Here is a 23,269-nt window from a genome sequence, read left to right on the forward strand (position 1 = left end):
GCCTACCGCGAGGTGGACCTCGCCGGCGGCATGGCGGTGACGACGGAGCACCCTGTGCTCGGCATCCGCACCAGCGACTTCCCAGTACTGCCGCTGCAGGGCGATCAGATCCTGGTCCCCAGCCGCGGCAAGACCTACGTGATCCGCGAGGTGCAGATCGACGGCCACGGCGCCGCCAAGCTCCTCCTGAACGAGGCCGTCTGATGAGCCAGCTCGATCAACCAATGTCGGCGCGCCGGCAGCTGCGCCTCGCGATCGTGGGCGAGCTCCGCACAAAGATCCAGGGCGTCACCATCGTGTCGCCGGGCGACTGGCCGACTCCTCCGGAGAAGCTGCCCGCGCTGCTGGTCAACGTGCCTACAGAGCAGAAGAGCTCCATCAACCGTGGCATGCCCGAGTTCACGACCACGGCCTCTGTCGTGGTGCAGGGCCAGGTCACCGCGATTACGGCCGAGGAAGTGCAGGACCGGATCGAGGACTTGGCCTATCGGGTCGAGAACGCGATCCTGATGGGCTACTGGATCGTTCGCATGGTCCAGCAGTTCGTCACTGTGCAGACCGACATCGAGTGCACCGCCGATGGCGGCAAGCACCTGGCGGGCTTCCGGATGACGATCGCGGCCGAGATGTTCGAGGCATTCGACCCGACCGCGGAGCCGTCACCGGAGTCGCCGTGGCCACCGGCCGATCCGACTCTCGCGCCCTTCGAGAACGCAAAGATCCACCTCGACACCGCGACGCCGTTCGACCCGACCGGCACCTACCCGAACCCGCCTTTCCCCGATGCCGTCTTGCCGGCGCCGCGCACCAGCGGCCCGGACGGGCGCGACGAGGGGGCGCTCGACATCCAGCTTCCGCAATAAGGAGTTCCTCATGTACGTGAAAGCCGCCCCCGGCCTCGTGATCCGCGATCCGGTGTTCCTCGACCTGCTGCCCGAGGAGGGCCGGGAAGTTCCCGATTCCGACTACTGGCAGCGCCGCCTCCTCGACGGCGATGTGGTGAAGGCGACCCCGCCCAAGCCCGCGCCGGCCGCCAACCCGACCAAAGCGGCCAGCGCCGACTGAGCCAGCCCCACAACCATCGAACGGCCCGCCTTGAGCGGGCCTTCTCACTCCTGGAGTCGCCATGACGCTTCCGTTCAAGAACATCCCGGCCAACCTGCGCGTTCCCCTCTTCTATGCCGAGGTGGACAACTCACTGGCCAACACCGCGACGCTCAACCAGCGCGCGCTGATCATCGGCCAGATCACCGCGGCCGGTACCGGCGTGCCGAACGTGCCGGTGATCTCGCAGGGCGTCGCCGACGCAGCGCAGATCGGCGGCCCGGGCTCGATGCTGCATCTCATGACGCAGATGTACCGCGCCAATGACAACTTCGGCGAGGTCTGGTACCTGCCGCTGGCCGACGACGCCGCTGCCGTCGCAGCGACCGGTACGTTCGCCGTCACCGCGGCGCCCACCGTGAGCGGCACGCTCTACCTCTACATCGCCGGCGTGCGCGTGGCGGTGCCGGTGCTGTCGTCGCAGACCACCGCGCAGATCGCGACGGCCATCGCCGCCGCCGTCACCGCGACGCCGAACCTGCCGGTCACCGCCGCGGCCGCGACCTCGACCGTCACCTTCACGGCGATCAACAAGGGCCCGTGCGGCAACGACATCGACCTGCGGGTGAACTACCAGGGCACGCCGGGCGGCGAGGTGACGCCCACGGGCATGACCTTCACCATCACGGCCATGGCCAGCGGCGCGACGGCGCCGAGCCTGACCACCGGGCTGCTGAACCTGGTCGACAAGCCCTTCGACTTCATCATCTGTCCGTACAACGACACGACCAGCCTGGACGCGCTGAAGAACCTGCTCAATGACACGACCGGCCGCTGGAGCTGGACCTCGCAGATCTACGGGCACTACTTCGCTGCCTACCGCGGCACCCTGGGCGCGCTGACCACCTTCGGCGTGCTGCGCAACGATCAGCATGGCTCGATCATGGGCTTCTACGACAGCCCGACGCCCAATTGGCTGTGGGCCGCCGCGTTCGGCGCGCAGGCCGCTGTCAGCGTGCGCGCGGACCCGGGCCGGCCGATGCAGACCCTCGCGCTGCAGGGCGTCCTGGCGCCTCCGCTGAAGTCCCGCTTCGGCCTGGTGGGCGACCGCAACACGCTGCTGTACGACGGCATCTCGACCTTCACCGTCGCCGATGACGGCACCGTGGCCATCGAGAACGCGATCACGACCTACCAGAAGAACTCGTTCGGCCAGCCCGACAACAGCTATCTGGAGGTGGAGACGATGTTCACGCTGATGGCGGTGCTGCGCTTTCTGAAGACGCGCATCACGAGCAAGTTCCCGCGCATGAAGCTGGCGGCCGACGGCACGCGTTTCGCCGCGGGGTCTGCGATCGTGACGCCGCGAATGATCCGGGCCGACCAGATCGCGGCCTACCAGGAGCTGGAGTTCGCCGGCCTGGTGCAGCGCAGCGACCTGTTCGCCGAGAACCTGATCGTCCAGCAGAACGCGCAGAACCCGAACCGGGTCGACGTGCTCTGGCCCGGCACGCTCATCGCGCAGCTGCGCATCTTCGCGCTGCTCGCCCAGTTCCGCCTGCAGTAAGCGGCACCTGACCCTTTTCAAGGAAGCAACATGTCCAACACCCCCAACCGCCTTGCCGGCACGGCATACCTGTCGGTCGATGGCAACTCCTACATGCTGGCGGGCGATTTCGAGTACAGCCCGTCGGTTGTTTCGCGCGAGACGCTCACCGGCATGGACACCGTGCACGGCTTCAGCGAGAAGCCCCAGGCCGGGCACATCAGCGGCACGCTGCGTGACTCGGGCGGCCTGTCCGTTGCGAGCCTCAACGCGATGGACAACGTCACGGTCGTCGCCGAGCTGGCCAACGGCAAGACGATCGTCGGCCGAAACATGTGGACCGTCGAAACCCAGACGGCCAAGGCCACCGACGGCACGATCGAAGTGAAATGGGAAGGCCTCGCGGTCACGGAGCAATGAGCATGGATTTCGAAAAGACCATCAACCTCCGCAAGCCCGTCAAGTTGGGCGACCTCGAGTACTCGACGCTGGAACTGCGCGAGCCCACCGCGGGCGAGCTCGAGAAGGCGGCCAATGCCACCACCAACATGGGCGTCGTCATCAACCTGATCTCGCTGGTCGCCAAGGTGCCCCGCAAGGTGGTCGAAAGCCTCTGCCAACGGGACCTGAAAGAGGCTGGCGATTTTTTGGACGGCTTCAGCGCGGGCGACCCGCCAACTGGCGAGACCGACTCGCTGATGTGACGAAGTTCTACGGCTGGGGACCGCGCGACGCGTGGTCTCTGTCGTGGAGGGAGATCGCCTGGTGGCACGGCCAGGCGGAGCGAATGCTCGATGAAGGCAAGAAGCCATGAACAACTTCGCAATCACGATCAGCGCGATCGACCGTGCCACGGCGACCGTCCGCAAGATCAACAACTCGCTGGGCCAGCTCACCCGCCCGATCAACCAGCTCGGCCGGTCGACGCGCGCGCTTGGCAAGGAGCTCGGCCTCCAGCGCATGGCCAAGTCCGTCGGGAACGTGGCCAGGAACGCGAAGGCCGCGGCCGCGAGCATCGGCCGTGTCGCGGCCCCGCTCACCGCGATCGTGGGTGGGAGCTCGCTGGTCGGGCTCGCGGCTCTGGCGAACCAGTGGGCCCGCCTGGGCTCCGAGGTCGCGCGCACCTCGCGCACCATCGGCGTCAGCACCTCGGACCTGCAGCTGTACCGCGGCGCGGCCGAGATCGCCGGCGTTTCGTCTGGGGAGCTGACGAGCGGCCTGCAAGCGCTGGGCGACACCATGCAGGACGCGCTCTATGGGCGCAACCAGACGGCGCTGGCCGTGCTCAACAAGCTCGGCATCGTCATCCACAAGACATCATCGGGTGCAGTCGATTCGACGCGCGCCTTCAATGACCTGGCCACGGCGATCTCGAACGTCAAGAGCCCACAGGTGCAGGGCCTGATCGCGCGCCAGTTCGGCCTCGAGGCGGTGCTGCCGCTGCTGCGCCAGGGACCGGCTGCGATTGCCGAGTACCAGCGCAAGGTGCGCGCCCTTGGCGCCGAGATGACGCCCGACCAGGTGAAGCGGGCCGAGAACTTCGGCATTGCGCTCAACTACCTCAGCGTCGCGGGGCAGGGCCTGCGCAACACCATCGGCGACGCGCTGATCCCGGCCCTCCAGCCGCTCATCGAGGACCTGACCCGGTGGATCTCGGCGAACCGCCAGCTCATCGGCGACAAGATCGGCCAGTGGGCGGCTGACTTCGCCAAGTGGGTGAAGGACATCGACTTCAAGGATCTGCTTAGCAGCCTCTCGCGGACGGTCACCAGCATCGGCAACTTCGTCGAGTCGATCGGCGGGTGGAAGGTCGCAGCCATCGGCATCGCCGCGATCATGGCCGGCCCGCTGCTCCTGAGCATCACCAACATCGGGCTGGGCCTCGGAAGCTTGGCGCTGCAGACGATCCCGCTGGCGATCAAGGGGCTCGGCCTGCTCGGTGTGGCCTTCGGCGGCACAGCCGGCTCCGCTGCGCTTCTCCTGCGCGGCATGGGCGCGATCGGCGCCGTTGCGGCTGCAGGCGCCGCCGGCTGGGCTGCGGGCAGCTGGATCAACGGCAAGCTGGAATCGAACGGCATCTCCATCGGCAGCAAGCTGTACGACTTCATGCACCCGGAGGAGAGCCGCAAGCACCTCGAGCAGCAGGGCAACGCGCGCACCGCAGTCGACTTCTTCAAGAGCAAGGGCTGGAGCGAGTCGCAGGCGATCGGCATCGCAGCCAACCTGCAAAAGGAGAGCAACTTCAACACTGCGGCCGTCGGCGACGGTGGCAAGGCCTACGGCATCGCGCAGTGGCACGACGATCGGCAGCGCGCCTTCATGAAGTGGTCGGGCAAGAACATCCGCCAGGCCTCCCTGGAAGAACAGATGGGCTTCGTGAACTACGAGCTGACGCAGGGCAATGAGCGCAAGGCCGGCGACGCGCTGCGCAATGCGCGGAACGAACGCGAAGCAGCGTCCATCGTTTCCCGCCAGTACGAGCGCCCAGCCAACGCGGACGGGGAGGCTGCAGGTCGCGCGAACGCTGCCAGTGCCATGAAGCAACAGCTGGAGATCAAGCTCACTGGCTTGCCAGCAGGGGTCAAGGCCTCGGCGCGGAAGTCGGATGGCTCCAACGTCCCGGTCCGCGTGGCCGAGTCGATGTCTACCTCTCTGACCCCCTGACGGAGTTTTCTGATGAGCATCAAAGGGTCAGTGCAGAACGTGCTAGGGGCGGTTTCCAGCATCTCGAACCTCTTCGCCGGTGCCGGCGTACAGGGCAATCCGCTCGTGTCGTCCTGGCGCAGCCAGCTGCGGCAGGCATCCTTCGGCGGCGTGCCCTTCGGCGTGCTGGGCGGCCAGATCCGCGTCGGCCGGCGCAACGCGGTGCACGAGTACCCGTTCAAGGATCAGGTATGGGTCGAAGACCTGGGCCGCGCCGCGCGCCGCATCACGTTGACCGGGTTCCTGGTCGAGAACGGCGCGTACGGTGGCGGCGCAGTGATCGCACAGCGCGACCGCCTGATCGCGGTCTGCGAGTCGCCCGACCAGAAGACGCTGATCCATCCCACGCTCGGCTCGCTCAAGGTGAGCCTGCTCGATTCGGCGATGGAAGAGCGCTGGGACCAGGGCCGCATGTTCGAGATCTCGTTCGCCTTCATCGAGGCGGGCGAGCGGGTATTTCCGAGCGCGCAGGTCGACACCGGCGCTGACGTCGACGCGGCCGCGGATGCTGCCGATGCCGCCTGCGGTTCGGACTTCGTGGGCACCATCACCTCTTCGCTGGCGCAGGGCGCGTCCGTCGTCGACATGGCCGTGAGCACCGCCACGACCTGGGCCGGTACCGCTGTCACACTGGCGAGCGACGCGACGAACCTGATCAACACCGTCGGCTCTCTGCCGGGTGTGTACAGCCGCTATTTCGGCGGCCGCACGCGCGGTTTCCTGGGCCGCCGGCTCTCTTCGCCCGCTACCACGGTTGGGCAGCTGGTCGCGGCCGGCACTGTGGCTCGCAAAACGGTCTCGCAGGCCGGTGCCGCGCTAACTGCCGCCGCAGCGGCCATCACGGCATGAGCGGCGTCAGCGACTTCGCCGCGGCGGCACAGGCACTGGCCGAGGCACTGCGCGGCGCGACCATCGACCCGGCCGACGCGATCCGCGTGCTGACCAGCCTGGCCGACTTCCATCCGACGATGCCGACCTCGAGCTCGGGCGTGGGGGATGCCCGCGCCACGATGCAGGCAGCATCGGCCAAGCTCTTCCGTCGAACCGCCCTGGTGGCCCTGTGCCGGGCCTCGCGCTCCTACCAGCCGTCGTCGTTCGATGACGCGCTGGCCACGCGCCAGGCCATCTGCGATCTGCTGGACACCGAGATCTTGATCGCGGGCAACGAGGGGGCGGATGCGAGCTTCAATGCACTGCGGGCGTTGCGCGCCGCCGTGGTTCGCGACCTGACGCAGCGCGGCGCCAACCTGGCGGAGCTCACGACGGTCAAGAGCCCGAACGTAGTGCCGGCGCCAACGATCGCGCAGCGCGTGTATCGCGACTCCTCGCGCTCCGACGAGCTCGTGGTGCAGGCCGACCCGCCGCACCCGGCCTTCATGCCGGTGGCCTTCAAGGCACTTTCGAAGTAGGGATCTGCGCATGGCTGACGAACTCACTCTCGCGATCGGCGGGAGGCAGCTGACCGGGTGGTCGCAGGTGCGCTTCTCGCGCGGTATCGAGCGCTGCCCCTCGGACTTCGAGATCTCGCTGACTGAGCGATACCCGGGCGAGGCCGAAGCCTTCGTGCTGCAGCCGGGCGACGCATGCACGGTTTCCCTGGGCGACGACCTGGTGATGACGGGTTACGTCGATCGCGTGGCATACGGCATCTCTGCCGGGCAGCACACGGTGATCGTGGTGGGGCGCAGCAAGTGCGCCGATCTGGTCGATTGCTCGGCCGAGTGGCCGGGCGGCCAGATCAGCGGCTCGGATGCCCTGGGCATCGCGCAGAAGCTGGCCTCGCCATACGGCATCACGGTCTCGGCGCCGGGCAGCACCGGCGTGCGGGTCGAGCAGTTCAACCTGATGGTCGGCGAGACCGCGTTCGAGATCATCGAGCGCGTGTGCCGCTACGGCGCACTGCTGGCGTACGACCAGCCGGACGGCAACCTGGTGCTGGCGCAGGCCGCGCAGGAGTCTGCGGCGAGCGGCTTCACACAGGGCGTCAACGTGCAAAGCGCGACGATGACCTACAGCAGCGATCAGCGCTTCGCCGAGTACCGGTGCTTCATGCAGAGCATGGACGTGCTCGGCGACATCGGCGAGGGCGGCAACCTTTTGGCGGTGGCGAAGGACCCGGGCGTGCTGCGGCACCGGGCCCGCTACATCGTCTCGGAGGCGCCAGGCGGCGGCCAGGACTTCGCGCAGAAGCGCGCCACGTGGGAGGCGAACCGGCGCATCGGGCGCTCCGCACAGCTCATCCTGGTCACCGACAGCTGGCGCGACTCGGCGGGCGCCCTGTGGACCCCCAATACCCTGGTTCCGCTGGTGCTGCCGATCCTGAAGTGCGGCGACGATCAGGAGCCGCTGAAGTGGCTGATCGCCCAGGTGACGTACCGCCGCGACTTCGAGGGCACGACTGCCGAGCTCACGATCATGCGGCCCGAGGCCTTCCTGCCGATCCCGATCATCCAGCTGCCGGCCTTCGCCGACATTCCGGCCAATCCAGGCCTCGGCTGGGGCAACGAGGTGCGTCGATGAGCGAGCAGGCATCAGCGATCGAGAAGCTGTGGCGTCGGATGATGCTGGTGGTCGGCCGCGGCCGGATCACCACCGGCAACGACGCAGGCATGGTGCAAACGCAGCAGGTGAAGATCGGCGAGGTCGAGGTGCGCGACAACACGAAGCGCGTCGCCGAATACGGCTTCACCTCGATGCCGCTGCCGGGCTGCCACGCGGTGGTGATCTTCGTGGGCGGCGACCGCTCGAACGGGGTGATCGTCGCGACCAACGACCAAAACCACCGGCTGAAGAACCTGTTGCCCGGCGAGGTCGCGATCTATGACGACCTGGGTCAGTCAGTCTGGCTCAAGCGCACCGGCATCGAGGTGAAAGGCGCTGGCCTGCCGATCAAGATCTTCGATACCCCGACTGTCACGGTCCAGGCCAGCACCAGCATCACGCTCGACACGCCGCTGGTTCACATGACCGGCAACCTCACGGTCGATGGGCTGACCAAGACGCTCAACTTCACGATGCTCGCCGGCGGCGCTGCCAACTGGGGAGTGGGAGGCAGCGGCACCATGAACTTCAACAACATGACGGTGACCTACACCGGCGGCACGATCACGCACGACGGGCACGCGATCGACAAAACGCACGTGCACAGCGGAGTGTCGACCGGTGGGTCCAACACTGGGGCGCCCGTATGAGCGACACGACCACCATCTGGGTGCCGGAGCTCGGCCGCGGCGACTGGGTCCAGGATGGCGCCGACCTGCGCACCGGGGACGATCTCATCACGGCCGTGCTCATCAGCCTGTTCACCGATCGCGTCGCGAACGCCGACGACGAGATCCCCGACGGGACCGGCGACCCTCGAGGCTGGTGGGGCGACGCCGGCGAGACCTATCCGATCGGCTCGCGGCTATGGCTTCTCCAGCGCGAGAAGCAGACCGCGGAGACCGCCGCGCGCGCGAAGGACTACATCGCCGAGGCCCTGCAGTGGCTCCTCGACGATGGGGTGGTCGCGCGCTTCGACATCGACACCACGTGGATCGCCTACGGCCGCCTTGGCGCGCAGGTGATCGCGAATCGCACTGACGGGAGCGTGGTCGCCATGAACTTCGCTTCCGTCTGGCAAGGGATCAACTGATGCCATTTTCTCGACCACCGCTGAGCACCCTGCAGAGCCAAGTCGCCAACGACATCGCCGCGGCCCTGCCGGGGTCGGATGCGCTGCTGCGCTTCTCGAACCTCGGTATCACCGGCAAGGCGCAGGCCAACCTCGCGCACCTGCACTACGGCTATCTCGACTGGATTGCCAAGCAGGCGGTACCGTACACCGCCACGGGCGAGTTCCTCGAGGCCTGGGCCGGCCTCAAGGGCATCACCCGCAAGCCCGCGGCGCAGGCGAGCGGCTCGGTGACCTTCACCGGCACGCCGGGCACGATCATCACGAGCGGCGTCTCGCTGGTGCGTGGCGATGGAGTCACCTACACGACCACCGCCATCGGAACGATCGGAGGCGGCGGCACCGTGGCCATGCCCGCGTCGGCGACGCCTGATCCAACGGGCCTCACCGGTGCCATTGGGAATGCAGCCGTCGGCGTCGTCATGACGCTTGGCCAAGCCATCTCGGGCGTGCAGTCGAATGGCGTGGTGTCCACCGCCTTCACTGGCGGCGCTGACCTGGAGAAGGACGACAGCCTGCGCAGCCGAATGCTGGCCGCCTACCGCGCGCCCGCGCAGGGCGGCGCCGTCAGCGACTACATCCGCTGGGCGCTGGCCGTGCCGGGCGTCACCCGGGCATGGTGCAACCCCAACGGCTTCGGAGCCGGCACCGTGGTTGTCTACACCATGTTCGACCAGGCCGAGGCAGCGTTTGGCGGGTTCCCACAGGGCACCAATGGGGTAGCCGCAGGCGAGCCGCGCGCCACCGCCGCAACCGGCGACCAGCTCACGGTGGCGAACGCCATCTTTCCGCTGCGGCCGGCGACGGCTCTGGTCTATTCCGTCGCGCCGATCGCGGCGCCGATCAATTTCACGATCACGGGGCTGACCGGCGCGAGCCTGGCGACGCGCGCGCTGGTAGAGGCGGCCATCAAGGGCGTCTTCTTCCTCTATGGGACGGCTATCGGCGGGACGGTCGCGCTTTCGCTGATCGAGTCGGCCATCGCCGCCATCACCGGCACGCAAGGCTTCGTCATCACGACGCCGAGCGGAAACATTGCCACCACGCTGGGGCAGCTGCCGACGCTCGGCACCGTCACCTACCCGTAATCATGGGAGCCCCTTTCTTCAGCGCCGCAGACTATCTCGCGGCGCTTCAGGCGCTGCTGCCGCGCGGTCGGGTGTGGCCACGTGATGCAGATGCCGTGCAGACGAAAGCGCTGATCGGCCTGGCGCCTACCTACGAGCGTCAGAACGCGCGATCGAACCAGCTGCTGATCGATGCCTTCCCGGCTTCGACGATCGAGCTGCTGCCCGAGTGGGAAGAGACGCTCGGGCTGCCGGACCCATGCGCCGGCCCGTCGCCGACGATCGCCGCGCGCCGCGCGCAGGTAGTCGCCCGGATCACCTCGCTGGGTGGTCAGTCGGTTCCCTACTTCATCGCCTATGCGCTCGCGCTGGGCTACGTCATCACGATCACGGAGTTCATCCCCGCGCGCGTCGGTATTGCGCGGGCCGGTGATCCGCTGCGCGGGGTCGACTGGGCCCATGCATGGCAAGTCAACGCCTCCCTACACACGGTGGTGCGCGCGCGAGTTGGCATCTCGCAAGCCGGCGAGCCGCTCGCCTACTGGAACAACACGGTGCTCGAGTGCGAGCTCCGCGAAGTCATGCCGGCGCACACCGTTCTCATCTTCTCGTACACCTAAAAGGAGCTTCAATGTTCGGTATCGACGATCCAACAGCCGTCGCCGTGATGCCAACGCCGGAGGCGGCCGGCACGGTCGGCTTCTGGACGGAAGGCAATCCAGGGCTCGGCCAGGCGGCTACGCTCATGCGTGCCTCGTTCTTCAATGGACTGCAGCAGGAGCTGCTTAACATCCTCTCGGCCGGCGGAGTCACGCCGAGCAAGACCACGTACAACCAACTCACCACGGCGCTCACGAATCTCTTTAACAAGGGGCGGCTGATCGGCCTGCGTGTCATCACTTCGACCGGCACCTATACGCCGACCGCTGGCACGAACTCAGTGGTTGTGACGGTCATCGGCGGCGGCGGGGGTGGGGGCGGTAGCCAGGCAACCGCTGCAGGCCAGTGCGCGGCCGGTGGCGGCGGCGGTGGCGGCGGGTGGGCCCGGAAACGCATTACCTCGAGTTTCTCTGGCGTCACTGTCACGATCGGCGCTGGCGGTGCTGGCGGTGTCATCGCCGCGGGATCCGCAGGCGGTACGACCTCGTTTGGCGCGCTCGTGTCTGCGACGGGAGGCGGCGCAGGTCCGCTTGGAACGGCAGCCTCAAGCGCAACAGTCGCCGCCAATGGTGTTGCGGGCGGGGGTGTCGGGAGTTCGGGCGATGTCAACGGACAAGGTGGCATCGGTATGTACGCGCTTTACGCGGTCAATCCGACCAGTGGCAAGGGCGGGTTTAGTTACTTGGGAGAAGGTGCCGCCTACGTCACGGGCGGCTACCTGAGCGGCAACGCCGGGCCCTCGCTCGGCTCGGGGGGCTCGGGTAGCGCCGCCCAGGCCAGCAACAGCGGCGCGACGGGCGGCGCGGGTGCGGCCGGAGTTTGCATCATTGAGGAGTACGCATGATGACGAGATACGCGCGAGTCGAGAGCGGGGTGGTTTTGGAGATCATCGAGCCATTTCTGACCACGGAGGAGATGCGCCCACAGCCCCCTTTCCCCTGGCCGGAGGGCTACCAGCCCGGCGCCCAGGAGCAGCACGCCTGGGAGGAGGCGCAGGCGGCCCACGACAACTTCCACATAGGCGAGGTGCCCATCGAGCAGCGCTTCTCGCCGGAGATCTTGGCGACGCTCGTGGCAATTCCCGAGGGTGTGCAGGTGTTGCAGGGCGAGAGCTATTCGGAGGCGTCGGGCTTCGGCCCGCCTCCGCCGACGCCGCCAGTGCCTCCGCCCACCGAGGAGCAGGTGATCGCGCAACGGGACGCGCTGCTGGCTCTGGCAGCGATCCGCATCGCGCCCCTGCAGGACGCCGTCGATCTCGGCGACGCTTCCCCAGCCGAGGAGGCCGCCCTGGTCGCGTGGAAGCAGTATCGGGTCAAGCTCAACCGCATCAATCAGCAGCCGGGCTACCCTGGCAGCGTCACGTGGCCGGAGGCCCCGCAGTGATGCAAGACACTCAACCCGGCGATCTGCCGCGACTCTCGAAAGTCATCGACTTGAAGCTCCCTTTGAACTGGCTGCTGACAGTCGCCTTCTCCCTGGCACTGCTGATCGGCGGCATGTATTTCAAGCTGGGGCAACTCGGTGAGGACATGACCGATCTGAAGATCTCCGTGAAGGCCGGCAACGGCCAGGCGGCAACGATCCAGGGCGAGCTGGCCATCCTCAAGTTCCGCATCGAGAACCTCGAGGCCGACAAGAGGGCCGCGAAGTAGGGGCCCAGCCCATCACCACCAACGAACCCGCTTCGGCGGGTTTTTCTTTGCCTGAAAGGATTCCCATGAACGCGATCTCAACCTGGTTCGACAAGGTGCTGGTGCCCGAGTGGCGCAAGGCGTTGAAGATGCTGAGCGTCTGGTGGAACATCATCTGGGCCGCGGCCGTGCCGGTGTGGCTGTCGCTCCCGGAGGACAAGCAGGGCGCGATCTTGAGCGCCATCGGCGTCAATCCCGGCTGGCTGGTGGCCGCCGCCTTCGTGATCGGCATCCTGGCTCGCCTGAAGTCGCAGGGCATCTCGGTGTCTGCTGAGTCGGATCGCTCGGACCAGTCATGAAGCGCCGGAACGCCCAGCAGTGGGCGGCGATCCTCCGTGCTTGCGGAGTCGCGCCCAACACGTCTAAGGCGTGGGGCCCCGTCTTCGCCGATGAAATCCGCGAGAACAGCTTCAGCAAGGGCGACGCCGACATTGCCGACTGGCTGCCGGAGATCCTGCACGAGAGCGGCGGCCTCGAGCGGATGGAGGAGAACCTCAACTACACGACGCCGCAGCGCCTGATGGCGGTGTGGCCATCGCGCTTCCCGAGCGTCGTGGCCGCGCTTCCGTATGTTGCCAATCCCAAGGCGCTCGCCAACTTCGTCTACGGCGGCCGCATGGGAAACACGCGAACCGACGACGGTTGGACCTACCGCGGCCGTAGCCCGATCGGCATCACAGGCCTGGCCAACTACCAGCGTGTGGGCGACCTGATGGGCCAGGACTTGGTGGGCATCCCTGACCTGCTGTGCCAGCCGCGCTTCGCGCTCGATGCGTGCATCGCATGGTGGGAAGACAAGATCCCCGACAGCATGCTCGGCGAGACCACCACCATCCGCCGGCGGGTGAATGGAGGTGTGATCGGTCTGGACGACGTGCAGCGCCTGACCAAGCTGGCGCGGGTGGCCCTGTCATGAGCCCGATCGTCTGGGCCATGTGGTGGTACTGGTGGCGCCTATGAACAGCGATCTCGACATCGACGAACGCCGGGCCGCGGCGACGCCTCGCGATTGGCCCGAGGACTTCGACAAAGAGACGGGCTGGAACGTCTGCCAGCGCTGCCTGCTCTATTTCCTCGGTGCGACCTCGCGCATCAAGTGCAGGCAGTGCCACGAACAGAGGACCCTATGAGCAAGTACCTGCTGATCGGCCTCGCGATCGCGCTGGCGCTGAGCATGGCTGGCAACGCCGCGCTGACGCACTTCTACCTCGAGCAGCGCGACGCTGCGACGCAGGCCGTCAGCGACCGCGACAGCGCGCGCAATGCGGCCCAGCAGTGCAGCGACGGCGTGGCTAGCCTGCAGGCCGCGGCCGAGGCGCGCGCCGCGGGCGCCGAGCAGCGCCGCAAGGACGCTGAGACACAGGCGCTGCTCGCAGAGGGCAGGGCGCAGGTGCTGCTGCAGAAGCGGCCCAGCGTGGCAGGCGACGACTGCCGCAGCGCGACCCTGCAGATGGATGACTGGCTCACTATGAGGAACCCGAAATGAAGCTGCTCGCGATGACCATCCTTGCTGCCCTGGCGGGCTGCTCGAGCACGGGCGGCGCGCTCACTGTGAAGGTGCCTGTGCCCGTCGAGTGCAAGGAGTCGATGCCAGCCCGGCCGACCATGCCCACCGAAGGCCTGCGGCCCGGCGGCGCGCTGTTCGCCTCGGTGACCGCCATGCAGGCCGAGATCGAGCTGCGCGAAGGCTACGAGGGCAAGCTGCGCGCGGCCCTGGCGGAATGCGTCGCACCGATCAAGGCTGGTGCCCCCTGAACTTGCGAAATTGCGAAATTGCGCAAACTGCCCCCGGCTTCGGCCGGGGGCCTTTTCTATTTGGGAGCGATCGTCAGATGCTTCATCGCCAGGCCCAGCACGCGGGTGTCCTTGCTCGAAGGGTCCACCTGCGCGGGGGAGATCGCATCGACCGCCTCGAACGCAATATTCAAGGCCGACCCTCTAATCAAGCCTTCTGGGATCTCTGCCGTCTTCAAGTGCGACGCCTCGCCGAGGGAGTAGGTCCACGTAGCGATCTTTCGGCCGCTCACCCACACATGGACGACCTGCTTCGGATGGGTTTCCGTCAGGAGTGCGTTGGCCTCGACGGACATCGTCAGCGGTCCCTTGCTACCAGCTGGCAGGTTCATTGACAAACCGGCGCTTTCCTTCCCGGACGTCCATGTTCCCCACGATTCAGCATTGGTCCAGCCGGTCGTCTTGAACCAACTGCCATCGCCGCCCGAACCGAATTTGATCTTCTCTCCCAGGCCATAGGCGCGAAGGCATGCGTTTTCGATGACCACGTACACAGCCGATTCCGCGTATCGTCCACGACAGTTTCTGTCGATGGCGCTTGAGCGTCGCACCATGGCATATTGCGCTCCGGCATTGATCTTTTCGCCTTCCGCGGGAACCGTGTTGAATGGGTGCTCGAAGGAGGCGAGCGAGATCATCCAGTTGATGAGGGCTGGCTGCGCCGCGTCTCGAGCTACGGTATTGCCCGGCGTGAAGGGCGGCAAGCGCATGTCCGCCGCGTTGTTGGCATAGTCGATCGCTCTGACCACTGGCACCACCGGCGTGTTGAAGCCATTCAGCGCAGCGGATGAGGCCAGGCCGGCGATAACAGGGACCGCCAATCTGGACGCGGAAAGCCTCCACGTCGGGAGGAAACTGGCAATCAAGCGAACAGCGTTCATCGCGCCCAGCGTGAAGACGATGAACATGTGCTTCTTCACTGCGTACAGCGAGCCGTCGCCGCTCAGTCTCAGTATCGCCCACTGCAGAAACACAAGGACGGTTGCGGCGATGCATGCGGAACCCAGGACGGCATCGACACGCTCTCCGCGCCCGCGCAGTTGGCTGACAAGGCTGAGGGCGCCCACTGCGCCGCACGCAACCGCAACCCATAGCATGTGTGAGTAGCCGAACTCGAGGTACCCGTCGTGGTTCGCATTGATCCGTATCGACTGGAATGCGGGGTTAAGCAAGATGGCGGCCACCGAAGCCGCGGCGGCGATGGCAAGAATCAGCAGATCCTTCGTTGGGACCTTCTTGGTGGCCCCCCAGCGCTGGAGAGCCAGAAAGGCTATGAGGGTCAGGCCGGCCGCAAATATGTGGACCGCGACCACCGGCTGAATCCACATGGTGAGCGTTCCGACGGCCAGGATCAGGGCTGCCTGCTCCCAGGTATCGGCAACCTTCGCCAGCCACAGCAGCACAGCGAGGTAGACGACGTCGGCCAATAGCTGCGGATAGAAGAAGTTTCCGAGGACCTCCCAGCCGATCAGCGAGCGCGAGGGGAGCAGGAGCGCGAACAATGCCAGGAAAAGTGTCATCCTGACGGGAGAGGCGGCACCCAGCAAGTGGCCGATCAGGAGGTAGGCGGCAAACACGGAGGTGATGGACACGAGGACCATGCCAACCAGTCCAGACCCACCGATCCATCCCACAACCGCGGCCAGCCAGTGCGCTGCCGGAGGGTAGGCTGCCATGATGCCCACGTTCGGTGGCGAGCCTGGGCGCACGCCCCCGTGCTTCATGATTTCATCAACCAGGAGGTAGTGCGCAGTCAGGTCGCCAGAGACCGGGAAGAACCTCCCAAACCAGATCATCAGGAAAGCAGCTACACCGATCGTGAGCCAGGCTGTGCTGCGCTGATACTCGCGGTCTTCGTTCTTCGTCATGCCTTGTTGCCAGCCATATGCGGTGGCATGCAAGGGCCGAATTCGCAGGGCTGTTGGGGCCACCTCACAGCCACGTAGAGCATCACAGCGACAAACGCTGCGAATGCCACGCAGAGCATCAATTTCATCATTGGGGGTTGGGCGGCGGGGAGGCTCGCCCGAGTTGTTGTGTTCTTGGTCGCGGTCGATTCTGACAGAACGAGTCAGGTTGACCCGACCTGGACGCCTCGGCGGCTGAGACCTACACCTTCAGGATCTCGCAGCTCCATTCCTGGAGGACCCACGCCGAATCGACCTTCTCCACACCCACGATCCGCAGTTCGTTGCCGAACACCGACTTGACCCGGGGATCGTAGAGCTTTGGCCCCTCGGAGATGAAGATCGAGGCCATCATGCCGATCTCGTCTTTGCCTGCCGAGGAGCTGTTCAATGTCCCCGTGAACTCGCGCGGCTTCTCGTTCCAGGTGAGCCAGCACCCGGCATTGCGCATCAGGGAAACTCGGACTCTCATACTGTGATTGCATCCAGTATAGTTCGCCGGCATCCGACCAGCGACCTCGCCGACAGCCCGGGCCTCGACTGGCGTCATGATCTGCGGATGGTCGAATTCGCCACCCTCGCTCCGATGCTGCTCGACGAGCGGCTGCTCGACCTGGACGATCCGGGCTGGATCTACGAGCTCAAGTACGACGGGTACCGGATGCTGGCCGAATTCGGGAACGGCACGTGCCAGCTGAAGACCCGCAAGGGCGCCGACGCGACGAAGTGGTTTCCCGAGATTTGCAAGGGCCTCGAGGAGGTCCCCGGCGGCCCCTACATCGTTGACGGCGAGGTGTGCGTGCTCGACGAGTACGGCCGCAGTGACTTCGACGCCCTGCAGGATCGCGCGCGCCGCCGGCGCTGGTACACCGGCGCCCGACCGGTGGCCTACCTGATCTTCGACCTGCTCGTCGACCGCGGCGCCGACATCACGGGTCGCCCGCTGATCAAGCGCAAGGCCGCGCTCGATCGCCTGCTCAAGGTCCCGCTGCCGAACCTGCTCGAGGTCGGCTATGTGGAGGAGGGCGCACGCCGGCTCTTCGACGAGGCGGTCCTGCCGCTGAAGCTCGAGGGCCTGATCGCCAAGCGCAAGACCAGCATCTACCAGCCGGGCGTCCGCTCGAGCGACTGGGTGAAGGTGAAACGGAAGCGCGCCGTGCCGGCTGAGCGGTTTCGCAGGTAGCCTGGGCAGGGATCGACTGTTAGTTCAGCAGATCGTTGTACGCGTGATAGGCGTAAGCGTAGGGCCCCTTTTTGCCATGGTTGCTGATGATCTTCGGTTCACTGGTCAGTTTGATCAGTGAAGCCACAGCAGAAAGCGCGCCCAGGGCCAGTGAAATTGGCTCACCGCTATAGATGCCGTTGCCGAGAGCGGCAGTTGAGATCAGGGGGCTGAGTGGATCTTTCAACTCAAGGCTTAGCTTGAGGTCAGAAAATTTCATTTTGTACTTGAAATCCCTGGACGCCTTGAGCAGATTTTCGCAAGCATCATGAACTTGTTCGGCACGTGCATTAAGCGCGCTTTGCATGTCCTCTGCCTTTAAGACCTCTGCTGCAAGCGCTCCGACTTGCCAGCGCAGATCAAGAAGCTCAGGGCGGCGCTTCTCGCGAAATTCGAGAAGCTCCGCAAGAGGCGTGGCGACCTCTGGGATGGGGACTGCTCTCATCAGTTCGACGGACACGTCTCTGTCGTTTTGCTGACTAACTATGGTGTAGTCCCAATTAAAAAAGTCTGGCCCAGTCGCGATACTCCACTTGTTTGGCTGTTGCTGGTTCAGCATGTAGAGCGTCGAGTAATACATCATCCCAAGGTCGACATCGCCTTGGTTGCTCCCGAAGTCGGTCTGGGGAACTTGACGCTGCAGGACGCCAGTCTGAATCAGATATTCGGCGTCCGCAGTGAGGTTGGCGTCGAAGCCAAAGCGCTTGTGGACGGGCAACAAGAGGTCATCAAAGAAGAGAGCAGCGAATCTGAGCCCCTCCGCTGTAAGGAGAGGGCTGCCGTTCAAACGGTTATCGATGAACGACAGCGGCGGCGTGACGATCAGCCCGTTCCTTTTCTCGGACTCCGTTTTTGGAATCTTGCCGAAAGTTGGGTCGTACTGAGCCCGGCGTCTGGCTTCACCCACCATCATCCCTCCAACCTCGAGAGGCAGTACTGGATATTGGACGCGTCCAAAAAGCCGTCCAATATCGACTGGAAAAAGTTAGGGGCCGCTCGCTGGCGGCCCCTAGGGGTAGTGGCTCCTCGACCTGGGCTCGAACCAGGGACCTACGGATTAACAGTCCGGCGCTCTACCGACTGAGCTATCGAGGAACAAGCCTCAAATTATAGCGTCGTTTTTCGGGGTCCCCGCTCGGCCCGCCTCGCGCCGGGCGGACACACGAAAAAATGTTCAGCCCGCCATCGCCTTCATCAGTCGAGCCGCCGCCGCCTCTGGATCGGCCTCCGCCACCAGGGCCCGCACAACCGCTACCGAGCCCACGCCGGTGGCCAGCACCTCGGGCAGGCGCTGCGCATCCACGCCGCCGATGCCCACCTGCGGGTAGCCTCGCATCAGGCGCGCGTAGGCAGCCAGCCGCGCCACGCCCTGCGGCGCGGTGGCCATCTGCTTCAGCGTGGTCGGGTACACCGCGCCCATGGCAACGTAGCTCGGGCTCACGGCATCGGCGCGCACCATCTCTGCGTAGCCGTGGGTGCTGACGCCCAGGCGAATGCCGGAGGCGCGGATCGCCTGCAGTTCCTGCGGGTCCAGCGCGTCCAGGTCTTCCTGGCCCAGGTGCAGGCCGTAGGCCCGGGCCTCGATGGCGGTCTTCCAGTGGTCGTTGACAAAGAGCAGCGAGCCGGTGCCGCGCACCGCCTCCACGGCCGCGTGCACTTCGCGCTTCACCGCTTCCGCATCGGCGGACTTGAAGCGCAATTGCACGGTCGGCACGCCGGCGCGCGCCATGCGGCCGACCCAGGCGGCGTCAGGCAGCACGGCGTAGAGGCCGAGCCGCTCGGGGCAGGGCGGAAAGGCATCGTCGCGCGCCGACGGCGGGAAGGGCCGCATGCCGAAATCGGCCGGATGGTCGGGCCACGCGCCGGCATCGAAAGCGCCGGTGCGCCGGGTCTGCGCCTGCCAGGCGTGGGCCAGGCATTCGGCATCGACCTCGATGAAGCCCAATGCCGCGCAGGCGGTCTTGGCGCCGCGGTACACCGCGTCCTCGGAAGAGAAGGAGGCCGGGCGATCACCCGTCTCGCCAAAGCGTGCGGCATGCGCCGCGACGATGGCCCGGGAAATGTCGTTCTGGTCGTTCTGGTGGTTCATGGCATTCATCGCAGTCATTGAGCGCTGGCGTGATGCCAGAAGGGCGTGCCCAACACGGGCGTGCTGGGCTGCGCGGAGTCCTGAGCCGCCATTGCGCCCGCCCGCCGCGCGCTGCGGCCCGCCTGCACCGCGTCGGCAAAGGCGCCGGCCATCGCGACCGGGTCCTGCGCCAGCGCGACGGCGGTGTTGAGCAGCACGCCGTCGTAGCCCCACTCCATCACCTGGCAGGCATGCGAGGGCAGGCCCAGCCCGGCATCGACCAGCAGCGGCACCGCGAGGCGCTCGCGCAGCACCTGCAGCGCATAGGGGTTGACCGGCCCGCGGCCGGTGCCGATGGGGGCGGCCCAGGGCATCACGGCCTGGCAGCCGACGTCGACCAGGCGCTGGCACAGCACCAGGTCCTCGGTGCAGTAGGGCAGCACATGGAAGCCGTCGCGCACCAGCTGCGAGGCGGCATCGACCAGGTTGAGGGTGTCGGGCTGCAGCGTGTAGTCGTCTCCGATGAGCTCGAGCTTGATCCAGGGCGTGTCGAACAACTCGCGCGCCATCTGCGCGGTGGCGATCGCCTCCTCCACGCTGTGGCAGCCGGCGGTGTTGGGCAGCACAGGGACGTCCAGGCGCCGGAGCAGATCCCAGAAGCGGTTGCCATCGCTGCCGTTGCCGGGTGTTGCGGTCTGGCGGCGCAGCGAGGCGGTCAGCATCGCCGGCCGGGCGCGCCGCACTGCGGCCTCGAGCACGTCGGGCGAGGGGTAGCGCGCAGTGCCGAGCAGCATGCGGCTCTGGAAAGCCTGGCCGTAGAGCACCAGGGGATCGTCGGCGTTCGCGTTCATGTTCATGGGGGTGTGTCTCCGGTTCAGCCGCCCGTCACGGGGCGGATCACTTCGATGCGGTCGTCGGGCTTCAGGGCGTGCGATGCGTAGCTCGAGCGCGGCACGAACTGGCGGTTCACCGCGGCGGCGAAGGGGGGCTTCGCTTCGATCAAGGCGATCGCGTCGGCCAGCGTGGAGCCTTGGGGCAGGGTCTTCGGACTGTCGTTGATCAGGATGTTCATGGTGCGATGGACTCCAGGCCGGTCGCCAGCGCGAAGCGTTCGGCCAGAGCCGAGCCGTTGTCGCGCAGAAGCTCCAGCGCAACGTCGAGCATGGCTGGCGCGATCATGAAGCCATGGCGGTAGAGGCCGTTGATCTGCATCACGCGGGCGCGCGGCTGGCGAAAGGCCGGCAGGTTGTCTGGCAGCGTCGGGCGGCACTGGGTCGCGATCTCGATGATGCGCGCCTCGGCAAAGCCGCTGTGCACCGCATAGGCCGCGCTCAGCAGCTCCAGCGTCGAGCGCACGCTGGCCGGCGACATGTCCTCAGACTCGATCTCGGTTGCGCCGATAACGAACACGTGATTGGGCTTGGGCGCGATGTAGAGCGGGTACCGCGGATGCACCAGGCGCGTGGGCCGCGTCAGCGCCACCTCGGGCGCATGCACGCGGATCACCTCGCCGCGCACGCCGCGCAGCGCGCTCCACTGCGGCTGGGCGCCGAGGCCGCGGCAGTCGATGACGCGCTCGCCCTCGCGGGGCCGGAAGTCATCCAGGCTGCGCGGGGCGTGCCAGTGCAACCGCACATTCGGCAGGGACTCGAGCGTGGCGAGCAGCGCCGAGAGCAGCTCGCGGTTGTCGAGCTGGCCTTCTTCCGGCAGCAGCAGGCCCTGCACGAAGCGGCGGCCCAGCGCGGGTTCCAGCGTGGCGATGCCTGCCGCATCCAGCGTGCGCATTGCCGGCAATTCGGGCACCTGCTCGACGGTGCACGCCAGCACGCGCGCCAGCCGCGCAGCCTCGGCCGCGTCCTGCCGATGCCACAGCACCAGGGTGCCTTCGCGCTGGAAGAACACCGGCTGCGCCAGCTCGCCCAGCAGTTCCGGCCAGCGCGTCAGCGCATAGTGGCCCATGCGCACCACCGAAGGCGGCGCCACGGCCGATTCGGCCAGCGGGGCCAGCATGGCGGCCGCGACGCGCGCGGCTGCGCCATCGGCCTGCGGACCGCCGGCGTCGAATAGCTCGACGCGGCAGCCCGCGCGCGCCAGCGCCAGCGCCAGCAGCCGGCCCATGAGCCCGGCGCCGAGGATCGCCGCCGAAGCGAAAGGAAGGGCGTTGACCGCGGGAACAAGGCGAGCTTCGCCTTCGGCTGTGGTGCGAGCCCCTTCGGAGGGCCGGGCGGGGCTCATCGGCACGTCCTCCGGGAGGGCCCGCGATGGCGTGGCCCATAATTTTCGGCATGACACAAGCAACTTCCCGTTATGCCCGCGTGCTGTCCATCGCCGGTTCCGACAGCGGCGGCGGCGCCGGTATCCAGGCCGACCTCAAGACCTTCTCGGCCCTGGGCTGCTACGGCATGACGGCGATCACCGCGCTGACGGCGCAGAACACGCTGGGGGTTGCCGGCATCCACGGCGTGCCGCCGGAGTTCCTCAAGGCGCAGATCCAGGCGGTGGTGGAGGACATCGGCGTCGACGCGGTCAAGCTCGGCATGCTGCATGCACCCGAGGTGGTGGAGGTGGTGGCCTGGGCCATCGACCACTACAGGCTCGACAAGGTGGTGCTCGACCCGGTGATGGTCGCCACCAGCGGAGACAGGCTGATCGCCGCCGAGACCGTGCAGGTGCTGGTGCGCGAGCTGTTCCCGCGCGCGACCGTGGTCACGCCCAACCTCGACGAGGCGGCGCTGCTGATCGGCCATGCCATCGAAGGCGTCGACGCGCTCGATGATGCGGCCAGCGAACTGCTCGCGTTGGGTGCGCGCGCCGTGCTGCTCAAGGGTGGTCATCTGCCGGGCAACGATGTGGTGGACCTGCTGGCCGAGGCCGACGGCGAGCGCCTGCGCCTCTCGTCCGATCGCATTGCGAGCCGCAACCTGCACGGCACGGGCTGCACCCTGTCCTCTGCCATCGCGGCGTACCTGGCGCTCGGCCATGCGCTGCCGGAGGCGGTCGAACGCGCGCGCGGCTACGTCGTGGCCGCAATGGCGGCCGGTGCGGACGTGAAGACCGGCGCGGGCCATGGACCCCTCAACCACGGCTTTGCGCCAGTGCCGACGGTCCGCCTGCCGCTGCCTGGCGCGTGAACCAGGCCAGCGCGAAGGTGAAGGCCAGCGTGGGCAGGGCCGAGCCGAGCTGGGGCGCCCACTTGGCGCAGCCGTGGTAGACCGCGATGCCCGCGATCCAGATCAGCGCGGCACCGAGGTCGACGCGGCGCGTGCCTGAGCTGGCGGGCGCCTCGCCGGTGCCCAGCCGGCCGAGGATCACGCCGTAGAGCGGCACGAAGACCGAGCTCAGCATCAGCAGGAAGGGCTCCAGCGTGTGCATCGGCAGCACCAGCGCAAAGCCGATGCACAGCACGGCCAGCGCCAGGCCCCATCGCTTCACGCTCCAGCGCGGCTTCAGGCTGTGGGCCGAGACCGAGCCCGAATAGACGTCGCCGTAGGCGTTGTCCAGTTCGTCGATGAGGATGAGGCCCAGCGCCACCAGCCCGCCCTGCGCCAGCAGCAGGGCCGTCACCAGGTTGCTGCCCGGCTCGGCCACGCTCGCCACCATCACCCCCAGGCCATAGCACCAGATGTTGGCGAGCGCATAGCCCACCCAGGTCCCGGAGAAGGCGCCGCCCAGGCCGCCCGCGCTGCGTTTGCCGTGGCGTGCGTAGTCGGCCACCAGCGGCAGCCAGGAGACGGGCATCGCGATCACCAGGTCGAGTGCGCTGAACAGGCCCATGCTGCCGTTGCCCGGGCGCGACCAGAAGGCCTCCAGCCCCTTGGCCTGCAACTGGGCCGCGAACTGCCAGGTGAGCCACAGCAGCGACAGCAGCACCAGCGGCAGCCCGAAGCGGCTGAC

General features: G+C 66.9%; 31 protein-coding genes, 1 tRNA gene and 1 pseudogene. 24 read left to right on the plus strand and 9 right to left on the minus strand.

Going from position 1 to position 23,269, the window contains the following annotated elements:
- From APY03_RS17465 to APY03_RS17565, 22 genes are all read left to right on the plus strand, one after another.
- Positions 1–204, plus strand: a 204-nt coding sequence (locus APY03_RS17465) for a head-tail joining protein (RefSeq protein ID WP_443082826.1), incomplete at its 5' end; no start/stop codon positions are given.
- Complete coding sequence (locus tag APY03_RS17470; protein ID WP_068678487.1) at positions 204–863, plus strand: hypothetical protein; 660 nt, start codon at positions 204–206, stop codon at positions 861–863. The genes APY03_RS17465 and APY03_RS17470, both read left to right, overlap by 1 nt.
- Before the next feature lie 10 nt (positions 864–873).
- Complete coding sequence (locus tag APY03_RS17475) at positions 874–1,065, plus strand: DUF2635 domain-containing protein (RefSeq protein WP_068678489.1); 192 nt, start codon at positions 874–876, stop codon at positions 1,063–1,065.
- Positions 1,066–1,126: 61 nt separating this feature from the next.
- Positions 1,127–2,611: a phage tail sheath subtilisin-like domain-containing protein gene (locus APY03_RS17480; protein WP_068678490.1), complete on the plus strand. Its 1,485-nt coding sequence runs from the start codon at positions 1,127–1,129 to the stop codon at positions 2,609–2,611.
- A 30-nt stretch (positions 2,612–2,641) separates the two neighbouring features.
- Positions 2,642–3,010 (plus strand): phage tail tube protein, encoded by a 369-nt coding sequence (locus APY03_RS17485; RefSeq protein ID WP_068678492.1) that lies wholly within the window; start codon positions 2,642–2,644, stop codon positions 3,008–3,010.
- Positions 3,011–3,012: 2 nt separating this feature from the next.
- Positions 3,013–3,294: a phage tail assembly protein gene (locus APY03_RS17490; RefSeq protein ID WP_232081097.1), complete on the plus strand. Its 282-nt coding sequence runs from the start codon at positions 3,013–3,015 to the stop codon at positions 3,292–3,294.
- A gap of 106 nt (positions 3,295–3,400) precedes the next feature.
- Positions 3,401–5,254, plus strand: a complete 1,854-nt coding sequence (locus APY03_RS17495; protein ID WP_068678496.1) for a phage tail tip lysozyme — start codon at positions 3,401–3,403, stop codon at positions 5,252–5,254.
- Between the two features lie 12 nt (positions 5,255–5,266).
- Positions 5,267–6,142: a DNA circularization N-terminal domain-containing protein gene (locus APY03_RS40310; protein WP_083944428.1), complete on the plus strand. Its 876-nt coding sequence runs from the start codon at positions 5,267–5,269 to the stop codon at positions 6,140–6,142.
- Entirely contained in the window at positions 6,139–6,702 is a 564-nt protein-coding gene (locus tag APY03_RS40315) for a hypothetical protein (protein ID WP_083944429.1), read from the plus strand. Before APY03_RS40310 ends, APY03_RS40315 begins: the two co-directional genes overlap by 4 nt.
- A gap of 10 nt (positions 6,703–6,712) precedes the next feature.
- Positions 6,713–7,813 carry a phage baseplate assembly protein gene (locus APY03_RS17505; protein ID WP_068678498.1) on the plus strand — a complete coding sequence of 367 codons (1,101 nt, stop codon included), beginning with the start codon at positions 6,713–6,715 and terminating at the stop codon, positions 7,811–7,813.
- On the plus strand, positions 7,810–8,484 hold the full coding sequence (locus APY03_RS17510; RefSeq protein ID WP_068678500.1) for a phage baseplate assembly protein V: 675 nt from the start codon (positions 7,810–7,812) through the stop codon (positions 8,482–8,484). Before APY03_RS17505 ends, APY03_RS17510 begins: the two co-directional genes overlap by 4 nt.
- Entirely contained in the window at positions 8,481–8,927 is a 447-nt protein-coding gene (locus APY03_RS17515) for a phage GP46 family protein (RefSeq protein WP_068678502.1), read from the plus strand. Before APY03_RS17510 ends, APY03_RS17515 begins: the two co-directional genes overlap by 4 nt.
- The gene (locus tag APY03_RS17520) at positions 8,927–10,054 is read left to right on the plus strand and encodes a baseplate J/gp47 family protein (protein ID WP_068678503.1); all 1,128 of its coding nucleotides are present in this window, start codon (positions 8,927–8,929) and stop codon (positions 10,052–10,054) included. The genes APY03_RS17515 and APY03_RS17520 overlap by 1 nt, the downstream gene beginning before the upstream one ends.
- A 2-nt stretch (positions 10,055–10,056) precedes the next feature.
- Positions 10,057–10,653, plus strand: a complete 597-nt coding sequence (locus tag APY03_RS17525; protein ID WP_068678505.1) for a YmfQ family protein — start codon at positions 10,057–10,059, stop codon at positions 10,651–10,653.
- 11 nt (positions 10,654–10,664) lie between these two features.
- Positions 10,665–11,537 (plus strand): glycine-rich domain-containing protein, encoded by an 873-nt coding sequence (locus APY03_RS17530; protein ID WP_068678507.1) that lies wholly within the window; start codon positions 10,665–10,667, stop codon positions 11,535–11,537.
- Positions 11,534–12,076, plus strand: a complete 543-nt coding sequence (locus tag APY03_RS40320) for a tail fiber assembly protein (protein WP_083944430.1) — start codon at positions 11,534–11,536, stop codon at positions 12,074–12,076. The genes APY03_RS17530 and APY03_RS40320 overlap by 4 nt, the downstream gene beginning before the upstream one ends.
- Entirely contained in the window at positions 12,076–12,345 is a 270-nt protein-coding gene (locus APY03_RS17540) for a hypothetical protein (RefSeq protein ID WP_068678509.1), read from the plus strand. Before APY03_RS40320 ends, APY03_RS17540 begins: the two co-directional genes overlap by 1 nt.
- A 65-nt stretch (positions 12,346–12,410) precedes the next feature.
- Positions 12,411–12,683, plus strand: coding sequence for a DUF7940 domain-containing protein (locus APY03_RS17545; RefSeq protein ID WP_068678510.1), 273 nt, complete (start codon positions 12,411–12,413; stop codon positions 12,681–12,683).
- The gene (locus APY03_RS17550) at positions 12,680–13,300 is read left to right on the plus strand and encodes a glycoside hydrolase family 19 protein (protein WP_068678512.1); all 621 of its coding nucleotides are present in this window, start codon (positions 12,680–12,682) and stop codon (positions 13,298–13,300) included. Before APY03_RS17545 ends, APY03_RS17550 begins: the two co-directional genes overlap by 4 nt.
- Positions 13,301–13,340: 40 nt before the next feature.
- Positions 13,341–13,514 (plus strand): hypothetical protein, encoded by a 174-nt coding sequence (locus APY03_RS17555; RefSeq protein WP_157103422.1) that lies wholly within the window; start codon positions 13,341–13,343, stop codon positions 13,512–13,514.
- The gene (locus APY03_RS17560) at positions 13,511–13,870 is read left to right on the plus strand and encodes a hypothetical protein (protein ID WP_068678516.1); all 360 of its coding nucleotides are present in this window, start codon (positions 13,511–13,513) and stop codon (positions 13,868–13,870) included. Before APY03_RS17555 ends, APY03_RS17560 begins: the two co-directional genes overlap by 4 nt.
- Positions 13,867–14,139, plus strand: a complete 273-nt coding sequence (locus APY03_RS17565; protein WP_068678518.1) for a hypothetical protein — start codon at positions 13,867–13,869, stop codon at positions 14,137–14,139. Before APY03_RS17560 ends, APY03_RS17565 begins: the two co-directional genes overlap by 4 nt.
- Positions 14,140–14,195: 56 nt before the next feature.
- Here the strand turns inward: APY03_RS17565 and APY03_RS17570 are convergent, their stop codons facing one another.
- Both APY03_RS17570 and APY03_RS17575 read right to left on the minus strand, forming a co-directional pair.
- Complete coding sequence (locus tag APY03_RS17570; protein ID WP_068678520.1) at positions 14,196–16,046, minus strand: hypothetical protein; 1,851 nt, start codon at positions 16,044–16,046, stop codon at positions 14,196–14,198.
- A gap of 241 nt (positions 16,047–16,287) precedes the next feature.
- On the minus strand, positions 16,288–16,557 hold the full coding sequence (locus APY03_RS17575) for a hypothetical protein (protein WP_146039343.1): 270 nt from the start codon (positions 16,555–16,557) through the stop codon (positions 16,288–16,290).
- Positions 16,558–16,671: 114 nt separating this feature from the next.
- On the opposite strand from APY03_RS17575, the gene APY03_RS17580 reads away from it, so the two are divergent.
- Positions 16,672–17,268: an ATP-dependent DNA ligase gene (locus tag APY03_RS17580; protein ID WP_068678574.1), complete on the plus strand. Its 597-nt coding sequence runs from the start codon at positions 16,672–16,674 to the stop codon at positions 17,266–17,268.
- Positions 17,269–17,287: 19 nt separating this feature from the next.
- Here APY03_RS17580 and APY03_RS17585 read toward each other — a convergent pair whose 3' ends face one another.
- The 6 genes from APY03_RS17585 to APY03_RS17610 all read right to left on the minus strand — a co-directional run bounded on the left by APY03_RS17585 (position 17,288) and on the right by APY03_RS17610 (position 21,610).
- Complete coding sequence (locus APY03_RS17585) at positions 17,288–18,217, minus strand: DUF6236 family protein (RefSeq protein WP_146039344.1); 930 nt, start codon at positions 18,215–18,217, stop codon at positions 17,288–17,290.
- 109 nt (positions 18,218–18,326) lie between these two features.
- A tRNA-Asn gene (locus tag APY03_RS17590) sits at positions 18,327–18,402 on the minus strand.
- A 79-nt stretch (positions 18,403–18,481) separates the two neighbouring features.
- Positions 18,482–19,396 carry a thiamine phosphate synthase gene (locus APY03_RS17595; RefSeq protein ID WP_068678576.1) on the minus strand — a complete coding sequence of 305 codons (915 nt, stop codon included), beginning with the start codon at positions 19,394–19,396 and terminating at the stop codon, positions 18,482–18,484.
- A gap of 14 nt (positions 19,397–19,410) precedes the next feature.
- Positions 19,411–20,226: a thiazole synthase gene (locus tag APY03_RS17600; RefSeq protein ID WP_068678578.1), complete on the minus strand. Its 816-nt coding sequence runs from the start codon at positions 20,224–20,226 to the stop codon at positions 19,411–19,413.
- A gap of 23 nt (positions 20,227–20,249) precedes the next feature.
- On the minus strand, positions 20,250–20,447 hold the full coding sequence (thiS, locus tag APY03_RS17605) for a sulfur carrier protein ThiS (protein ID WP_068678526.1): 198 nt from the start codon (positions 20,445–20,447) through the stop codon (positions 20,250–20,252).
- Complete coding sequence (locus tag APY03_RS17610) at positions 20,444–21,610, minus strand: FAD-dependent oxidoreductase (protein ID WP_083944431.1); 1,167 nt, start codon at positions 21,608–21,610, stop codon at positions 20,444–20,446. The genes thiS and APY03_RS17610 overlap by 4 nt, the downstream gene beginning before the upstream one ends.
- A gap of 50 nt (positions 21,611–21,660) precedes the next feature.
- Here APY03_RS17610 and thiD point away from each other — a divergent pair, with 50 nt between their 5' ends.
- The gene (gene thiD / locus APY03_RS17615) at positions 21,661–22,506 is read left to right on the plus strand and encodes a bifunctional hydroxymethylpyrimidine kinase/phosphomethylpyrimidine kinase (protein ID WP_068678528.1); all 846 of its coding nucleotides are present in this window, start codon (positions 21,661–21,663) and stop codon (positions 22,504–22,506) included.
- On the opposite strand, the pseudogene APY03_RS43960 reads toward thiD, so the two are convergent.
- A pseudogene (locus APY03_RS43960) lies at positions 22,451–23,269 on the minus strand (allantoin permease); the annotation flags it as partial. The gene thiD and the pseudogene APY03_RS43960 sit on opposite strands and share 56 nt — an antisense overlap.

The organism is Variovorax sp. WDL1 (assembly GCF_001541225.1).
In the GTDB taxonomy this organism is placed as follows: Bacteria; Pseudomonadota; Gammaproteobacteria; order Burkholderiales; family Burkholderiaceae_C; genus Variovorax.

Coding starts and splice junctions, on each gene's coding strand:
- APY03_RS17470 (WP_068678487.1), top strand. CDS start 204: ATGAGCCAGCTCGATCAACCAATGTCGGCGCGCCGGCAGCTGCGCCTC.
- APY03_RS17475 (WP_068678489.1), top strand. CDS start 874: ATGTACGTGAAAGCCGCCCCCGGCCTCGTGATCCGCGATCCGGTGTTC.
- APY03_RS17480 (WP_068678490.1), top strand. CDS start 1,127: ATGACGCTTCCGTTCAAGAACATCCCGGCCAACCTGCGCGTTCCCCTC.
- APY03_RS17485 (WP_068678492.1), top strand. CDS start 2,642: ATGTCCAACACCCCCAACCGCCTTGCCGGCACGGCATACCTGTCGGTC.
- APY03_RS17490 (WP_232081097.1), top strand. CDS start 3,013: ATGGATTTCGAAAAGACCATCAACCTCCGCAAGCCCGTCAAGTTGGGC.
- APY03_RS17495 (WP_068678496.1), top strand. CDS start 3,401: ATGAACAACTTCGCAATCACGATCAGCGCGATCGACCGTGCCACGGCG.
- APY03_RS40310 (WP_083944428.1), top strand. CDS start 5,267: ATGAGCATCAAAGGGTCAGTGCAGAACGTGCTAGGGGCGGTTTCCAGC.
- APY03_RS40315 (WP_083944429.1), top strand. CDS start 6,139: ATGAGCGGCGTCAGCGACTTCGCCGCGGCGGCACAGGCACTGGCCGAG.
- APY03_RS17505 (WP_068678498.1), top strand. CDS start 6,713: ATGGCTGACGAACTCACTCTCGCGATCGGCGGGAGGCAGCTGACCGGG.
- APY03_RS17510 (WP_068678500.1), top strand. CDS start 7,810: ATGAGCGAGCAGGCATCAGCGATCGAGAAGCTGTGGCGTCGGATGATG.
- APY03_RS17515 (WP_068678502.1), top strand. CDS start 8,481: ATGAGCGACACGACCACCATCTGGGTGCCGGAGCTCGGCCGCGGCGAC.
- APY03_RS17520 (WP_068678503.1), top strand. CDS start 8,927: ATGCCATTTTCTCGACCACCGCTGAGCACCCTGCAGAGCCAAGTCGCC.
- APY03_RS17525 (WP_068678505.1), top strand. CDS start 10,057: ATGGGAGCCCCTTTCTTCAGCGCCGCAGACTATCTCGCGGCGCTTCAG.
- APY03_RS17530 (WP_068678507.1), top strand. CDS start 10,665: ATGTTCGGTATCGACGATCCAACAGCCGTCGCCGTGATGCCAACGCCG.
- APY03_RS40320 (WP_083944430.1), top strand. CDS start 11,534: ATGATGACGAGATACGCGCGAGTCGAGAGCGGGGTGGTTTTGGAGATC.
- APY03_RS17540 (WP_068678509.1), top strand. CDS start 12,076: ATGCAAGACACTCAACCCGGCGATCTGCCGCGACTCTCGAAAGTCATC.
- APY03_RS17545 (WP_068678510.1), top strand. CDS start 12,411: ATGAACGCGATCTCAACCTGGTTCGACAAGGTGCTGGTGCCCGAGTGG.
- APY03_RS17550 (WP_068678512.1), top strand. CDS start 12,680: ATGAAGCGCCGGAACGCCCAGCAGTGGGCGGCGATCCTCCGTGCTTGC.
- APY03_RS17555 (WP_157103422.1), top strand. CDS start 13,341: ATGAACAGCGATCTCGACATCGACGAACGCCGGGCCGCGGCGACGCCT.
- APY03_RS17560 (WP_068678516.1), top strand. CDS start 13,511: ATGAGCAAGTACCTGCTGATCGGCCTCGCGATCGCGCTGGCGCTGAGC.
- APY03_RS17565 (WP_068678518.1), top strand. CDS start 13,867: ATGAAGCTGCTCGCGATGACCATCCTTGCTGCCCTGGCGGGCTGCTCG.
- APY03_RS17570 (WP_068678520.1), bottom strand. CDS start 16,046: ATGACGAAGAACGAAGACCGCGAGTATCAGCGCAGCACAGCCTGGCTC.
- APY03_RS17575 (WP_146039343.1), bottom strand. CDS start 16,557: ATGAGAGTCCGAGTTTCCCTGATGCGCAATGCCGGGTGCTGGCTCACC.
- APY03_RS17580 (WP_068678574.1), top strand. CDS start 16,672: ATGCTGCTCGACGAGCGGCTGCTCGACCTGGACGATCCGGGCTGGATC.
- APY03_RS17585 (WP_146039344.1), bottom strand. CDS start 18,217: ATGGTGGGTGAAGCCAGACGCCGGGCTCAGTACGACCCAACTTTCGGC.
- APY03_RS17595 (WP_068678576.1), bottom strand. CDS start 19,396: ATGAACCACCAGAACGACCAGAACGACATTTCCCGGGCCATCGTCGCG.
- APY03_RS17600 (WP_068678578.1), bottom strand. CDS start 20,226: ATGAACGCGAACGCCGACGATCCCCTGGTGCTCTACGGCCAGGCTTTC.
- thiS (WP_068678526.1), bottom strand. CDS start 20,447: ATGAACATCCTGATCAACGACAGTCCGAAGACCCTGCCCCAAGGCTCC.
- APY03_RS17610 (WP_083944431.1), bottom strand. CDS start 21,610: ATGAGCCCCGCCCGGCCCTCCGAAGGGGCTCGCACCACAGCCGAAGGC.
- thiD (WP_068678528.1), top strand. CDS start 21,661: ATGACACAAGCAACTTCCCGTTATGCCCGCGTGCTGTCCATCGCCGGT.